Origin of the sequence: Pseudomonas tehranensis (assembly GCF_014268615.1) — a bacterium.
GTDB lineage: Bacteria > Pseudomonadota > Gammaproteobacteria > Pseudomonadales > Pseudomonadaceae > Aquipseudomonas > Aquipseudomonas tehranensis.
The window spans coordinates 1-13,723 of the sequence record NZ_JABWQV010000124.1 but is presented as its reverse complement, the minus strand read 5'-3'; the positions used below and the strand labels follow the sequence as shown (position 1 = coordinate 13,723).

Below are 13,723 nucleotides of genomic sequence, written 5' to 3'. Positions count from 1 at the left end.
CGGGGGGGGGGCTTTCGGTGTTAAGGGCTACCGTCAGGCAACATTCATGGTCTTGTGCGTCTCGATCAGATGCGCCACCACACCCGGATCAGCCAGGGTGGAGATATCACCCAGCCCATCGTATTCCGCCGTGGCGATCTTGCGCAGGATGCGGCGCATGATTTTGCCGGAGCGGGTTTTCGGCAGACCCGGGGCCCACTGGATCACGTCCGGCGAAGCAATCGGACCGATCTCCTTGCGCACCCAGTTCTTCAGCTCCAGACGCAAAGCCTCGCTGGTTTCTTCGCCGGCATTGAGGGTCACGTAGACATAAATGCCCTGCCCCTTGATGTCGTGCGGCACACCCACCACCGCCGCTTCGGCGACTTTCGGGTGGGCGACCATGGCGCTTTCGATCTCGGCCGTGCCCATGCGGTGGCCGGACACGTTGAGCACGTCATCCACCCGACCGGTGATCCAGTAGTAACCGTCTTCGTCGCGACGCGCGCCGTCACCGGTGAAGTACATGCCGCTGAAGGTCTTGAAGTAAGTATCGACAAAGCGGTCGTGGTCGCCGTACAGCGTACGCGCCTGGCCTGGCCACGAATCGAGGATCACCAGGTTACCTTCGGCCGCGCCCTCCACCAGGTTGCCGAGGTTGTCCACCAGCGCCGGCACCACGCCGAAGAACGGACGCGTGGCCGAACCCGGCTTCAACGCCGTGGCACCCGGCAACGGGCTGATCAGCACGCCACCGGTTTCAGTCTGCCACCAGGTGTCGACGATCGGGCAACGTTCCTTGCCGACATTCTTGTAGTACCAGTCCCAGGCTTCCGGGTTGATCGGCTCACCCACCGAGCCCAACAGGCGCAGGCTGCTGCCGTCGGCGCCTTCGACGGCGGCGGTACCCGAGGCCATCATCGCGCGGATAGCGGTCGGCGCGGTGTAGAGAATATTGACCTTGTGCTTGTCGATGACCTGGGCCACCCGGGTGATGTCCGGGTAGTTCGGCACGCCTTCGAACAACAGCGTGGTCGCGCCGTTGGCCAACGGACCGTAGACGATATAGCTGTGGCCGGTGACCCAGCCGACGTCGGCGGTGCACCAGTAGACTTCGCCCGGCTTGTAGTCGAATACGCGCTCATGGGTCAGGGCCGCATAGAGCAGGTAGCCGGCGGTGGTGTGCTGCACGCCCTTGGGCTTGCCGGTGGAACCGGAGGTGTAGAGGATGAACAGCGCTTCTTCGGCGCCCATTTCTTTCGGCGCGCAAACGGTGCCGGCCACCTTCATCAGGTCTTCGTACCAGATGTCGCGGTGCTGGTTCCACTTGATGCCGCCACCGGTGCGCTTGCACACGATGACTTTCTGAATGCTGCTGGTTTCCGGGTTAGTCAGTGCATCATCGACGTTGGCCTTGAGCGGGATCTTCTTGCCGGCACGAACACCTTCATCGGCCGTAATCACCACTTTGGATTTGCAGTCGATGATCCGGCCAGCCAGTGCTTCAGGGGAGAAACCGCCGAACACTACCGAGTGAATCGCGCCGATCCGGGTGCAGGCCAGCATGGCGACCACGGCTTCGGGGATCATCGGCATGTAGATCGTCACCACGTCACCGCGATGCACGTCCTGACCGCGCAGGGCGTTGGCGAACTTGCAGACTTCTTCATGCAGCTCGCGATAAGTGATGTTGCGGCTCTCGGCAGGGTCGTCGCCCTCCCAGATGATCGCAATCTGATCGCCGCGCTCGGCCAGATGACGGTCGAGGCAGTTGTAGGAAACGTTCAAGGTGCCATCGGCAAACCACTTGATGTCGACATGGTGATCGTCGAAGGACGTCTGCTTCACCGTGGTGAAAGGCTTGATCCAGTCGAGGCGCTTGGCCTGCTCGCGCCAGAAACCATCCGGGTTGACCACCGACTGCTGGTACATGGCCTTGTAGGTCGCCTCGTCAGTCAGCGTGTTAGCCGCTACCTCGGGACGAACGGGATACAGAGAAGCCGCACTCATCTTTCTTACCTCGGTGACATAGTTGTTTTTGTATGTACCCGTTGTAGCCGGGGCGAGCCTATAGAACCATTCGACGATGGTAGTAACAAGTCCCTACAAAATGTCGGTACTAACGTGCCAGCCCTTGCCAGCAGGCATTTTCCTGTGAGAACGAGCCTGCTCGCGATGGCAGTGTGTCTGTCAACAGTGCTGCTGACTGACCTGACGTCTTCGCGAGCAAGCCCGCTCCCACAGTTGAATTCAGTGAACGCCTATCTTCTGTCCAACACGGCTCCTCTGTGGGAGCGGGCTTGCTCGCGAAGACGGCGGTAAATCCAACACCGACGTCACTGCAAACAAGCGGTTGCAGCAACGATTATTACCAGATCAACCAACAGTGTTTATCAAAACCCGGTCTTTTTGCGATTAACCCCACCCCCTAAAATCCACCTCGCCAACCGGCAAACACGATTAACGCAACACAGCCCCCACGAAGGCCGTTAATCCAACCCCCCAAACCTGCTCCACACGCAGCCCCAAAAAGGTTGCGTGACCCCACTCGACCTCAAAAAAGGTGAAACAGATGAAAGCTTTATGGGTTCTGGTCATCGCCGGCCTTAGCGCCACCGCGATGGCAGACGAGGCCCCGACCGACGTTGCACAGCAAACACCAGCCATTGAGGAGTACACCTACTCCACCCATCTGGACATCGCCAAAGTCATCTCCATGAGCGAGATCCCGAACGTCTGCGAAGTAGTCCCGGCCAAGATTGAATACGACGACTCCAAAGGCCAGCGCCACATCCTGCGCTACAGCGTCATGGGCAACGGCTGCTCCAACGGCTGATCAACCTAAACCCACCAGGAGCAACCTCCATGAAAACCAAACTGATCCTCGCCCTGACCCTGTCCGTCCTGGCCACCCATACCTTTGCCGCCGACGGTTATGACCGCACCGGTTCCGCTGTCGCTGAAGACGGCTATGACCGCACCGGTTCGGCGACCGTCGCAGAGGACGGCTACGACCGCACCGGCTCGGCTACCGTCGCTGAAGATGGTTACGACCACACCGGTTCGGCACACACCGGTTGATCATAAATGGCATTTTCCACAGCCCGGTTTCGATCGGGCTTGGTTGTGTCTCAAACCGTCCAAATGCCTTTGCAAACACAACATGTAGTGTAAAACCGCAAAAAACGCTCGTTTTTTGATCAAAAAATACCGTCACCCCAGTCATGCAAAAAAAATCTTCAACGGCCAAAGCCTTGTAAACCCTCGCTCCCACGCGGATATGCCGTCCGCCACCTCCTCCGTGGGCTATTTCGCCGCAGCACGTAGGGAAAAAAGTCCTTATAATGCCGCCTTAAACGGGCCTGCAATATTCCCTTACAGGGAGTCAAACCAGCCTGAAGCCCACGCAGAGGCCTATCGCCTCCTCGCGCTCACAGCCGCTTCAGAACGACCCGTACATTTTTCTGTTTATTGCCTGCGTCAGCTGCTGCAACAAACGATTTTCCAAGATCCACCGCGGCCAGTAGGCCTTCAACGGGCATCTGGCCCTCACGCAGGAGACAACACGTCATGCTGAGCTGGGACGAATTCGACAAAGAAGACGGCGAAGTCGCTGTAAAAGGCGCCAACGCCGGCCACGCTTCTGAAGCCAACATGGACCGCCTCGACAGCGCCGGCGGTGCCGCCGCCCTCGAAGCCCGCGCCGTGACGGCCAGCGACTCGGCCGCGATCATTCGCGCCAAAGCCGCCCTCGACAAACTCGACGTGGCCGAAGGCCTCGCCGAACTCGAAGGCGCCTCCGCCCGTGTCGCCGTCGATGAAAAGCGCATGATCAACTGCCGCGCCGACCTCAACCAGCTGGTGCCCTTCAAATACGACTGGGCCTGGCAGAAGTACCTGGACGGCTGCGCAAACCACTGGATGCCACAAGAAGTCAACATGACCGCCGACATCGCCCTCTGGAAAACCCCGGAAGGCCTGACCGACGACGAGCGCCGCATCGTGATGCGCAACTTGGGCTTCTTCTCCACCGCCGACTCCCTGGTTGCCAACAACCTGGTCCTGGCCGTGTACCGCCTGATCACCAACCCCGAATGCCGCCAGTACATCCTGCGCCAGGCATTCGAAGAGGCGATTCACACCCACGCCTACCAGTACTGCATCGAATCGCTGGCCATGGATGAAGGCGAGATCTTCAACATGTACCATGAGATCCCGTCGGTCGCGAAAAAAGCCGCCTGGGGCCTGAAGTACACCCGTTCGATCTCCGATCCGAAGTTCGAAACCGGCACCCCGGACACCGACAAAGAGTTGCTGCGCAACCTGATCGCCTACTACTGCGTTCTGGAAGGCATCTTCTTCTACTGCGGCTTCACCCAGATCCTCTCCATGGGCCGCCGCAACAAAATGACCGGCGTCGCCGAGCAGTTCCAATACATCCTGCGCGACGAATCCATGCACCTGAACTTCGGCATCGACGTGATCAACCAGATCAAAATCGAAAACCCGCACCTGTGGGACGCCGAAATGAAGGAAGAAGCGACCCAGATGATCCTGCAGGGTACGCAACTGGAGATCGAATACGCCCGCGACACCATGCCTCGTGGGGTGTTGGGCATGAATGCGGCGATGATGGAGGACTATCTGAAGTTCATCGCTAACCGTCGTTTGTCGCAGATTGGTCTTAAAGAAGAGTATCCAGGGACCACGAACCCGTTCCCTTGGATGAGCGAGATCATGGACTTGAAGAAAGAGAAGAACTTCTTTGAGACTCGGGTGATTGAGTATCAGACGGGTGGTGCGCTTAGCTGGGATTGATTCGAAAGAAAAACCCTAAGCTGCACGACTCACTAAGAACCCCGTGAAAACGGGGTTTTTTGTGCGCAACAGAAGCAAAGCCGCGTTTAATTTCAGGACTTGTAAAAGTCCTCGCGCATTTTAAAAACGAAACGAGCAACCTCATTCGAGTTTATGCCTCTCTAGCGCCTCCATAATGCCGTTAACAAAGTGCCCCCCCGCCTCCCAATCGCCTGAAGCAGGCGTCAAGCGGCCTAAAGGGCCATCCATCCTCAGGTAATTCACTATACTTTTATAAGGAAGCTTAACCACAAAGCTGCCGCACACACCCGGCGTCACTTCATACTCACTAAATACGAATTCAATATTTTCTTCCTGAATAAAAAATCTAGGCACGTAGCTCGCCTTATGGAAGCGGTCTTCAAAGACGCCATACTCACATATCACATTCAGCTCCCTAGCTATTCTTAGCTTAATCTCTTTTAAAGCATCGCGCCGTGCATCAAACACATCAAAAAAGTCAAACAACCGCTCCGAAACAGGATCAAAATTCAATGAAAACTCAGACTCATTTCCATTCACCGCACCCTCATAGTAATAGTACTGATATATTTTTAAACTTATTAAATTTTTTGAGATAACGCCTTTCTCATAGCGCACCTGATACTGCAATAAATTATTTCGAATGGCGCCCACAACATTACCCTCAATCTCTCGATTGATCTTATCGATATAGTCACTCGAAAGCGCCGCATCCACATAGGGATAAGAGACGTCTATACTTCTATCCGGATGATAGTCAAAAAAAACATGTTTAAAGTCATCTTCTTTTTTCACGATCTCAACGATTTCAATCTGGCTCGACAAATAGTCTCTCACCTGTAGAGCCACGTAAGACACACCCGTTAAAGCCAAGGGCAGCATCGTCACATAAAGACCTATCGCTGTGTATCTACTAGGCAGACTCCATCCCCGCCATTGTTTCTTACTTGGAAATAACCGCATTGCAACTCCTTGCCTAAAAAAAAAAAAACCTCAATACAACCTTGCTGACCATTCCTGTAAAAGAACTTCCGCCCCCCGGCATTATAATGCCCGGGATAAATCCCCTCACCACAGGATCGGCGTCGAGCTGGAGGAGTATCAAATAACGTCTCGGGCACTGTCCATGGCCGGGGCACTGCTACAGATTTTGCTCTGAGCTGAAAACATTCAGTGCAAGCCACCCCACCTCCCGCTATTAATACCCTTCCCGAACTCAAGGACCCGAGCCCGTCATGAAATTCGACCTCGCCTACTGCCGCAGCCTCGACGACAAGCTGTCGATCTATGACGTGCGCGATTTGAATTTTGACGAGACGGTGGCGTTCGATTCCGCGAAGGAACAGTTCCAGTGCCCCAACGATGCCTGTCGGGCGGCGTTTGATGCGGCGAATGTGTTGGGGACGTTCAATGCCAAGAACGTGAACTACGTGCGCACCCCGCACTTCAAGAACATCCCCAGCACCCGGCATGTCGAAGGTTGTCCTTATGTCAGTCTGAAGACGCCGGCGTCGGGCGTGGAGGCGGATGGTGGGGAAACGGATGACAGTCGGGAGGAGCATTTCCCGTCGGAATTGTTGCTGACTCGGCGTGAGTATGTGCGCAAGCCATCCAGCCCGGCGGTGGCGGCGGACGTGAGGCGCGATGAACGTGTGCCTTCAGCCGCCAGTCATGGCGAGCATCCGAGCCGTGATTCGGCGCCGGACAAGACCCATGTCTTCGCCCATCCGGTGGAGTGTTTTGTGTCGAACTTCGCGGACAAGGAGCTGCTCAAGCGCATGCCGCTGAAGATCGGCGAGCACACCGCGCCCTACAGTTCGTTCTTCAAGAAAATCGAGTTTCTGCTGGACAACAAAGGGCTGATTTACTGGGGCAAGATCAAAAAGATCGAGGACTACCACAGCGCCAGTTTTCGCATCGATTTCGAACAAAAAGTCTGGTTCAAGCAACCGGGCGAGGCGAAGAAAAAGCCTTACTCGGTGAACGTTTACCTGAGCAAGAAGCTGATCGACAACTACCGCAAGCGCAAAGCGTTTCTGGCAGAGATCAAGCACGCCATCGAGAGTGACGCGCCGTTGTATTGCTTCTTTTATGGTGTGACGCCGGAGTTGAAACAAGTGCCGAGCAAGAAAAACCCCGAGCAGACGTTCGGGGTGTTCAGTGCCCATATCGAGAATCTGGATCACTTCATTATTCGGGAAGCGCCGGGGCTGGAGGGTCAATAGCGACCCTACCCCAGCCACATCCCAACCATCACCACCATCAACAACCCCACATACACCCGCGCATGCAGCCGATCCGGTATCCGCCCGATCCATGGCGTTGCCAAGCGGATGCCCAGTAGCGCGCCGAGTGTGAGCACAACAAAGGCCATCAAGTCGACATAACCGACAAACCACGGGCCGAAGTCTGTCCCGGTGAAGCTGGCCAAGGCCATGTAGGTGACGGTGCCGGCCAACGCGACGGGCAAGCTCAGCGGGTTGGCCATGGAGGTGGCATGGGACATGTTCAGGCCACAACGGCGCAGCAGTGGCACGGTCATGACGCTGCCGCCGACGCCCAGGAACGTGGCGATGATTCCGATGGTTGTGCCGCCCAAGGCGGTCTCCATGGGCGCCAAAGGTCGTAGGACGGCATCGCTGGCGCGTGTCAGAAAACCTCGCCGCAGCAGACAATCCAGAATGGTCAGGCCCAGATAAGCAATGAAGGCGTAGCGGATAACCTCACCATTGAGCCAAGTGGCGGCCGCTGCGCCGAAGATCGCCCCCAGCGCAATGAAGCCGCCGAACGGCCACAGGTAATGACGAATCATCTGACCGGCACGGTGGTGTTTTGCGGTGGCGACCAGGGCGTTGACGATCATGACGCAGGTGGAGGTGGCGACGGCAATGTGCATCGCCGATTCACCAATGACGTCACCCGAGTGATGGGCCATCAGCATGCGATACATCAAAGGCACCACGACGAAACCGCCGCCAAAGCCGAACAACACCGCTGTTACGCCACTCAGGCAGCCAAAGCACGCAAGCAATACATAGAACATCGTGGCGAATCCGTAATGGGAGGCGCCCCACGTTAGATAAGCGAAGCTTGGCCCGCTCTAGCAAACTGGCCAATAATGTTTTCGTTTACGCCAATGATGAGTAGTCCCTCGATGCGCAACACTTCGATCGATCTATTGGATGCGATACCCAGGACTGTCGTCGCCATTGGCACTGACTACCCACCGGGACATTTACTGCCCTCGCACCATCATCGTCGGGCGCAGTTATTGTATGGCGCCACGGGTATGATGCAGGTCAGCACCGAAGACGGCAATTGGGTGGTGCCGCCGCAGCGGGCGGTATGGATCCCGCCCGGGGTTGCCCATGAGGTGTTGATGCTGGGGGTCAGTACACGCAGTTTGTACATCGAACCCGCTGCCGTGACGGCGATGGGCGCCCGTTGTCAGGTCATCAGCGTATCGCCCCTGATGCGCCAGTTGCTGCTGGAAGCCGTTGAGCTTGTGCCGGAATACGACGAGGCCGGACGCGACGGCGCGCTGATCAATCTCTTACTGCACGAACTGTTGCGCAGCACTCATTTGCCGTTGCACCTGCCACTGCCCAAGGACCCACGCCTGCTCGGCCTGTGCCAAGGGTTTCTGAAGCACCCCAACGCCCACGTCTCACCCGTGCGGTGGGCGGAGCAGTTGCCTGTGAGCCTGCGCTCGTTCAATCGGCTGTTCAGCCGTCAAACCGGCCTGAGTTTCAGCCAATGGCGACAACAAGCGTGTGTGATGTCGGCATTGTCCCGGTTGGTCGTAGGCGATTCGGTAACCCGTATTGCCCTGGATCTGGGCTACGACAGCCCTGCGGCGTTCTCTACCATGTTTCGCCGGGTGCTGGGTCACGCACCGAGTGCCTGGCTGGAGAAGACCACTGGTCATTGATCAAAAAAATGAGATTGATCAGGATTCAAAACAACTGTACAAAAACACAGTATTTTTGAATCCACCGCTTTGGAGAATTCCCATGGCCTCTCTCGCAATCAAAACCACCCTGGAACGCATCGCTGTCTATCAATTCACCCCTGCCCATAGCGCACAGGCCCGAGCCATGCTGGGCTGGAGTGTCGAAGAACTGTCTCGGCAGTCCGGCGTGTCGATCCGGGCAATCCGGCGCTTCGAAGCGGGGGGTGAGCTACTTGATGTCACCCGCCTGGCCCTGGCCTTTCGGCTGGAAGCCGAAGGCCTGGTGTTCTTCCCTGGCTTTGCGCCGGGACGCGGCATGAATATCAAAGGTGCCACGCCGGATCCGATGGGGCGGCCAGACTACGCAATGATCGAATGATCGATGCGTCGAGGGTCAGGCCATGTCGGGCTGGTCCTGATAAGGCGAGGGTTCCACGTCCAGCCACCAGGCTCGCCCACGTTGCGGCTGTGCGAGATTAAAGGCTTCACCCATTTGCGGGGTGGTGATAGACACGTTGCGTTCCCAGGCCAGGGCCAGGATGCGATCGAAGGGTTCGTACCAGGCATGCATCGACAAATCGAACGTGCCGTTGTGGATCGGCAGCAACCAACGGCCCTTGAGGTCAATATGCGCCTGGAGGGTTTGCTCCGGCTGCATGTGGATGTGCGGCCATTCGACGTTGTAGGCACCGGTTTCCATCAGCGTCAGGTCGAATGGGCCGTATCGCTCGCCGATGCGCTTGAAGCCGCCGAAGTAACCGGTGTCGCCGCTGAAGAAGATCCGGGTGGCGCCGTCGATCATCACCCACGAAGCCCATAGCGTGCTGTTGGCGTCGAACAGGCCACGACCGGAAAAATGCTGGGAGGGTGTGGCGATAAACTCGATACCGTCCACTTCGGTGCCCTGCCACCAGTCCAGCTGACGCACCTTGCTGGCGTCGACGCCCCATTTGATCAGGGTGTCGCCTACGCCAAGAGGGGTCAGGAAATACTGTGTCTTGGCCGCGAGTTTGAGGATGGCCTGATGATCGAGATGGTCGTAGTGATCATGGGAGAGGATCACCGCTTCGATGGGCGGCAGCTCTTCCAGGCTGATGGGCGGCTGATGGAAGCGCTTGGGGCCAGCCCATTGCACGGGTGAGGCACGCTCGGAAAAAACCGGGTCGGTCAGCCAGAATTTGTCCCGCAGCTTGAGTAGCACCGTGGAATGACCGAGGCGGAAAACACTGTTGTTCGGCGCGGCCAGTAGGTCGGCGCGCGTCAGCGGTTGTACCTCGATGGTGCCCGCAGGACGGGTATTGCGCGGCTTGTGGAAGATCATGTTCCACATGATGCGTAGCATCTGGCCGAGCCCTTCGCGCGGTGTATGGGCGTGGTTGCGGTACTTTCCTTGTTCCTGCTGGGATGAAGGAAGCACCGCAGGGCTGTCAGTAGAAGAAATAATGGTCATGATGCGAAAACTCCAAGGACGTCGTCGCAATTGCGCTTCGCCGTTGTGGGACGCTAATGGCCGTTGCATGCACGCTCAGCCGTACGTTTGATCACCAGAACTACACTACCCGGTGTAGTTTGTAGATTGCATGAATCCAGGGAGCAAGTAAACTGCCAAGTGTAATTTCCCTTCTTCATATGACGACTTGCCATGACCGTACCGCCGCAGCGCCTCACCGAACGAAAACGCGCATCCATCCTCCAGGCTGCGATTTCCGAATTCCGTAGCAGCGGTTTCGAGATCACCAGCATGGACAAAATTGCGGCAACGGCCGGTGTGTCCAAGCGCACGGTGTATAACCACTTCCCCAGCAAGGAAGCCCTGTTTGCCGAAATTCTGAATCGGTTATGGAACAGCGTTACCGCAGAACAGGATACGGCCTACAGCCCGGAGCAGCCCTTACGCGAGCAGCTTCGAAAGCTGCTGCGAGCCAAACTGCACATGCTGGCGGACGATAATTTTCTCGACCTGGCGCGCATCGCCATCGCCGCGACGATTCATTCGCCCGAGCGGGCTCAGGACATGGTTGCGCGCATGGGTCAGCGCGAAGAGGGTTTGACCGTGTGGATTCGCCAGGCCCAGGCCGATGGCCGGTTAAAAGCCGTGGAGCCGGCGTTTGCCGCGCAACAGATGCACGGGCTGATCAAGACATTCGCCTTCTGGCCCCAAATTTCCATGGGCCAGCCGTGCCTGACCGAGGATGAACAGGTTCAGGTGGTTGAATCGGCCCTCGACATGTTTCTGGCCCGCTATCAGGTCTGAGTGTCGCTACCACGGCAGAAACGGATTACGGCACCAATGGCTGGCTTACGAATTTCTGGTGCATTTCGGTGGTCAGGCAGTCGATGCGCTCGGTTAATGCCTTGGTCATTTCCGTCAGGCGAGTGTTCTGCTCCAACAACTCGAGCAATTGCGCCGTGTTCTGTGCCGCCTGGGCCTGGCGCTCGCTGTTGGCAATGGCCAGTGCTTCGCGATGTTGAGCATCAGCTTCGGCCTGGGCCTTGTCCCGCGCGGCCTGGCGTGTCTGCGCCAGCAGGATCAACGGGGCGGCATAGGCCGATTGCAGGCTGAACGCCAGATTCAGCAAAATGAACGGGTAAGCATCGAAATGAACCACACCCAACATGTTCAGGCTTACCCATAACAACACAATCAAGGTCTGCCCTCCCAGAAACATGGGCGTCCCGAAAAAACGCGCGAATGCCTCCGCGCGCAGCGCAAAGCGGTCATTCCCAAAGGTCGGCCCCAAATGCGCGTGGGGACGATGAAAACGCAAGTGATCAACAGGGACTTTGGAAGTGGACTGCGAGGATTCTGTCGTCATGATGTTCTCTGCCTGAGGCTGGGGCTCAAGTCACTATACCGCCGAGAGACATCCTCGATTGAGCCATCAACGCCCTATGGGTCAAAAGTCAGTGCAAACGCAGATTGCGCCCCAGCTCATCGAACAGCGTCACTACCGAACGCAGCGCACGGCAGTCGGGGCGCGTCAGCAACCAAAGGGCCGTGTCATACCCCGCCAGCGGTTCGCCAATGGGCGTCAGGCCTTTGTTTTCGCCGATTAGAAAGTCCGGCAACGCCGCGACACCCAGCCCGGCTCGAACCAACTCGGTGACCGAGAGCATGCTGTTGCAGCGATAAGCCGGCACCACGCCGGGTAGATGCTGGCGACGCCAGGTCACGGTGGGGTGATCGGGAAGAAAGTCATCCGGCGCAATCCAGGTCATGGCGGCCGGCTCATCCCCATCCAGCGATCGCAGGTAAGTTGTGCTGGCGCACACCCGATAGGCCACGGTGCCCAGTTGTCGCCCGACCAGATGTTCCGGCGGCGTACGGGTCAGGCGCAAGGCGATGTCGGCGTCACGGCGGCTCAGATTGGCGAAATCGTTGGAGGTGCTCAGCTCAAGGGACAGCGCCGGGTAGGCAGGCATGAACCGCGCCAGGGCCGGCAGCAATAGTGCTTGCAGGACCGAATCGGTGCAGGTCAAGCGCACCGTGCCGCAGATGACCTCACCGCCCTGCTCCACCCCGATACGCGCCGCCTCCAACGCCTGTTCGGCGCGCTCGGCCTGCTCAGCCAGCGCCTGGGCCAGGTTCGTGGGCAAATAACCTGAACGACTTTTTTCGAACAAAGGTTGGCCCAGGGCGGCCTCCAGCCGCCGTACCGAGCGGAAGACCGTGGACACATCCACCTGCAGCAAGCGCGCGGCCCGGGCCAGCGAGCCGCCACGGACCAGCGCCAGGATCAGGGACAGATCGGGATAGTCCAGACGATAGTGCGTCGGTGCATTGATCACTTGGGTAAACGCCAATATTGATTGCGTGAGCGCCAATCTATAGTGGCAACCAGGAATCAACAAGCGGCGAGCCTCTCATGGAAAATCAGCGTTCTTTACACATCGCCCTGGTCGGCGACTATGACCCTCAAATAACGGCTCATCAGGCGGTCCCCCTCGCACTTGAGCTGGTTGGCAAACAAACCGGTTATCACATGGGTCTTCAATGGCTGGCCACCGACCTCATCACCGACAGCGCCGTCCTGAATGATTTCGACGGCGTCTGGTGCGTGCCCGGCAGCCCTTACCGAAATGAAAACGGCGCTCTGCAAGCCATACGTTTTGCCCGCGAACAGCGTCGCCCTTTCCTCGGCACCTGCGGCGGTTTTCAGCATGCCGTGCTGGAATACGCGCGCAATGTGATGGGCTGGGCCGATGCCGCCCATGGCGAAACCGCTCCCGCGGCTGAACGGGCACTGCTGACGCCGTTGAGCTGTGCGTTGATCGAAACCATCGACAGTCTTCAGCTTGATGCGGACTCGTTGATTGCCAGAGCTTATGGTCGCCTGACGGTTTTCGAAGGTTATCGCTGTAGCTTTGGGGTCAATCCACAATATGAACGGGATTTGCTGAGCGAAGGCTTGCACGCCGTCGCACGGGATTCGGCGGGTGACTTGCGAGCCGTGGAGCTGCGTGATCACCCCTTCTTTGTCGCCACCTTGTTCCAGCCTGAGCGAGCCGCGTTGGAAGGACGTGTACCGCCGCTGGTGAGTGCGTTTGTCGAAGCTTGCCGGAGGACAGCATTATGAGCACACCGTATTACGCGGTGATTTTTACCTCCCTGCGCACCGAGGGGGACCAGGGTTACGCCCAAGCCGCTGAACGCATGCTGACCCTGGCTCAAAAGCAGCCGGGCTTCCTCGGCGTCGAATCGGCCCGCGGCGAAGACGGTTTGGGCATCACCGTGTCCTACTGGAGCAGCGAAGCGGCGATCCTGGCCTGGAAGCAGCACCCCGAACACAGCGCAATCCGCGAACGCGGTCGCTCGACCTGGTACGCCCATTGCCATACGCGGGTGTGCAAGGTCGAACGGGACTATGCCTTTCAACGCCCAACCTGATGTCAGCCTGCAAAACCCGTGGGCTTGCTCGCGATAGCGCCGGATCAGCTTGCATCCATGCTGAA

The 13,723-nt window shown here is 57.9% G+C and carries 15 protein-coding genes; 9 read left to right on the top strand and 6 right to left on the bottom strand.

Annotation, left to right across the window (positions count from 1 at the left end; genetic code table 11):
* Positions 1 to 33: 33 nt before the first annotated feature.
* Positions 34 to 1,989 (bottom strand): acetate--CoA ligase, encoded by a 1,956-nt coding sequence (gene acs / locus HU811_RS17370; protein WP_092393004.1) that lies wholly within the window; start codon positions 1,987 to 1,989, stop codon positions 34 to 36.
* A gap of 562 nt (positions 1,990 to 2,551) precedes the next feature.
* Here acs and HU811_RS17365 point away from each other — a divergent pair.
* The 3 genes from HU811_RS17365 (at position 2,552) to HU811_RS17355 (ending at position 4,797) form a co-directional block, all read left to right on the top strand.
* On the top strand, positions 2,552 to 2,815 hold the full coding sequence (locus tag HU811_RS17365) for a DUF2790 domain-containing protein (protein ID WP_092393007.1): 264 nt from the start codon (positions 2,552 to 2,554) through the stop codon (positions 2,813 to 2,815).
* Between the two features lie 29 nt (positions 2,816 to 2,844).
* Positions 2,845 to 3,060, top strand: a complete 216-nt coding sequence (locus HU811_RS17360) for a hypothetical protein (protein ID WP_186657175.1) — start codon at positions 2,845 to 2,847, stop codon at positions 3,058 to 3,060.
* Positions 3,061 to 3,549: 489 nt separating this feature from the next.
* Positions 3,550 to 4,797 (top strand): ribonucleotide-diphosphate reductase subunit beta, encoded by a 1,248-nt coding sequence (locus tag HU811_RS17355; protein WP_025215114.1) that lies wholly within the window; start codon positions 3,550 to 3,552, stop codon positions 4,795 to 4,797.
* 141 nt (positions 4,798 to 4,938) lie between these two features.
* Here the strand turns inward: HU811_RS17355 and HU811_RS17350 are convergent, their stop codons facing one another.
* Positions 4,939 to 5,781, bottom strand: coding sequence for a DUF3298 and DUF4163 domain-containing protein (locus tag HU811_RS17350; RefSeq protein ID WP_186657173.1), 843 nt, complete (start codon positions 5,779 to 5,781; stop codon positions 4,939 to 4,941).
* Positions 5,782 to 6,053: 272 nt separating this feature from the next.
* On the opposite strand from HU811_RS17350, the gene HU811_RS17345 reads away from it, so the two are divergent.
* A complete protein-coding gene (locus tag HU811_RS17345) occupies positions 6,054 to 7,043 on the top strand; it encodes a hypothetical protein (protein ID WP_186657170.1) in 990 nt (329 codons plus the stop codon).
* A 5-nt stretch (positions 7,044 to 7,048) separates the two neighbouring features.
* Here HU811_RS17345 and HU811_RS17340 read toward each other — a convergent pair whose 3' ends face one another.
* Complete coding sequence (locus tag HU811_RS17340; protein ID WP_186657167.1) at positions 7,049 to 7,861, bottom strand: sulfite exporter TauE/SafE family protein; 813 nt, start codon at positions 7,859 to 7,861, stop codon at positions 7,049 to 7,051.
* A 111-nt stretch (positions 7,862 to 7,972) separates the two neighbouring features.
* On the opposite strand from HU811_RS17340, the gene HU811_RS17335 reads away from it, so the two are divergent.
* Both HU811_RS17335 and HU811_RS17330 read left to right on the top strand, forming a co-directional pair.
* The gene (locus HU811_RS17335) at positions 7,973 to 8,749 is read left to right on the top strand and encodes an AraC family transcriptional regulator (protein WP_186657164.1); all 777 of its coding nucleotides are present in this window, start codon (positions 7,973 to 7,975) and stop codon (positions 8,747 to 8,749) included.
* 82 nt (positions 8,750 to 8,831) lie between these two features.
* Entirely contained in the window at positions 8,832 to 9,149 is a 318-nt protein-coding gene (locus tag HU811_RS17330; protein ID WP_092393045.1) for a helix-turn-helix domain-containing protein, read from the top strand.
* Between the two features lie 15 nt (positions 9,150 to 9,164).
* On the opposite strand, the gene HU811_RS17325 is transcribed toward HU811_RS17330, so the two are convergent.
* Entirely contained in the window at positions 9,165 to 10,220 is a 1,056-nt protein-coding gene (locus tag HU811_RS17325; RefSeq protein ID WP_186657178.1) for an MBL fold metallo-hydrolase, read from the bottom strand.
* A 192-nt stretch (positions 10,221 to 10,412) separates the two neighbouring features.
* Between HU811_RS17325 and HU811_RS17320 the strand changes: the two genes are divergently transcribed.
* Positions 10,413 to 11,024 carry a TetR/AcrR family transcriptional regulator gene (locus HU811_RS17320; protein WP_186657163.1) on the top strand — a complete coding sequence of 204 codons (612 nt, stop codon included), beginning with the start codon at positions 10,413 to 10,415 and terminating at the stop codon, positions 11,022 to 11,024.
* 25 nt (positions 11,025 to 11,049) lie between these two features.
* On the opposite strand, the gene HU811_RS17315 is transcribed toward HU811_RS17320, so the two are convergent.
* Together HU811_RS17315 and HU811_RS17310 are read right to left on the bottom strand one after the other, a co-directional pair.
* The gene (locus HU811_RS17315; protein WP_186657161.1) at positions 11,050 to 11,586 is read right to left on the bottom strand and encodes a DUF1003 domain-containing protein; all 537 of its coding nucleotides are present in this window, start codon (positions 11,584 to 11,586) and stop codon (positions 11,050 to 11,052) included.
* An 88-nt stretch (positions 11,587 to 11,674) separates the two neighbouring features.
* Positions 11,675 to 12,622 carry a LysR family transcriptional regulator gene (locus HU811_RS17310; RefSeq protein WP_186657159.1) on the bottom strand — a complete coding sequence of 316 codons (948 nt, stop codon included), beginning with the start codon at positions 12,620 to 12,622 and terminating at the stop codon, positions 11,675 to 11,677.
* A 14-nt stretch (positions 12,623 to 12,636) separates the two neighbouring features.
* Here HU811_RS17310 and HU811_RS17305 point away from each other — a divergent pair, with 14 nt between their 5' ends.
* On the top strand, positions 12,637 to 13,347 hold the full coding sequence (locus tag HU811_RS17305) for a CTP synthase C-terminal region-related (seleno)protein (protein WP_186657158.1): 711 nt from the start codon (positions 12,637 to 12,639) through the stop codon (positions 13,345 to 13,347).
* Positions 13,344 to 13,658 (top strand): antibiotic biosynthesis monooxygenase family protein, encoded by a 315-nt coding sequence (locus tag HU811_RS17300; protein WP_092393060.1) that lies wholly within the window; start codon positions 13,344 to 13,346, stop codon positions 13,656 to 13,658. The genes HU811_RS17305 and HU811_RS17300 overlap by 4 nt, the downstream gene beginning before the upstream one ends.
* The last annotated feature ends 65 nt before the right edge of the window (positions 13,659 to 13,723 follow it).

What these genes read in the sequence shown, in the direction of transcription:
- acs (WP_092393004.1), bottom strand. Translation starts at nt 1,989, where the DNA reads ATGAGTGCGGCTTCTCTGTATCCCGTTCGTCCCGAGGTAGCGGCTAAC.
- HU811_RS17345 (WP_186657170.1), top strand. Translation starts at nt 6,054, where the DNA reads ATGAAATTCGACCTCGCCTACTGCCGCAGCCTCGACGACAAGCTGTCG.
- HU811_RS17350 (WP_186657173.1), bottom strand. Translation starts at nt 5,781, where the DNA reads ATGCGGTTATTTCCAAGTAAGAAACAATGGCGGGGATGGAGTCTGCCT.
- HU811_RS17315 (WP_186657161.1), bottom strand. Translation starts at nt 11,586, where the DNA reads ATGACGACAGAATCCTCGCAGTCCACTTCCAAAGTCCCTGTTGATCAC.
- HU811_RS17355 (WP_025215114.1), top strand. Translation starts at nt 3,550, where the DNA reads ATGCTGAGCTGGGACGAATTCGACAAAGAAGACGGCGAAGTCGCTGTA.
- HU811_RS17320 (WP_186657163.1), top strand. Translation starts at nt 10,413, where the DNA reads ATGACCGTACCGCCGCAGCGCCTCACCGAACGAAAACGCGCATCCATC.
- HU811_RS17360 (WP_186657175.1), top strand. Translation starts at nt 2,845, where the DNA reads ATGAAAACCAAACTGATCCTCGCCCTGACCCTGTCCGTCCTGGCCACC.
- HU811_RS17340 (WP_186657167.1), bottom strand. Translation starts at nt 7,861, where the DNA reads ATGTTCTATGTATTGCTTGCGTGCTTTGGCTGCCTGAGTGGCGTAACA.
- HU811_RS17325 (WP_186657178.1), bottom strand. Translation starts at nt 10,220, where the DNA reads ATGACCATTATTTCTTCTACTGACAGCCCTGCGGTGCTTCCTTCATCC.
- HU811_RS17300 (WP_092393060.1), top strand. Translation starts at nt 13,344, where the DNA reads ATGAGCACACCGTATTACGCGGTGATTTTTACCTCCCTGCGCACCGAG.
- HU811_RS17335 (WP_186657164.1), top strand. Translation starts at nt 7,973, where the DNA reads ATGCGCAACACTTCGATCGATCTATTGGATGCGATACCCAGGACTGTC.
- HU811_RS17305 (WP_186657158.1), top strand. Translation starts at nt 12,637, where the DNA reads ATGGAAAATCAGCGTTCTTTACACATCGCCCTGGTCGGCGACTATGAC.
- HU811_RS17365 (WP_092393007.1), top strand. Translation starts at nt 2,552, where the DNA reads ATGAAAGCTTTATGGGTTCTGGTCATCGCCGGCCTTAGCGCCACCGCG.
- HU811_RS17330 (WP_092393045.1), top strand. Translation starts at nt 8,832, where the DNA reads ATGGCCTCTCTCGCAATCAAAACCACCCTGGAACGCATCGCTGTCTAT.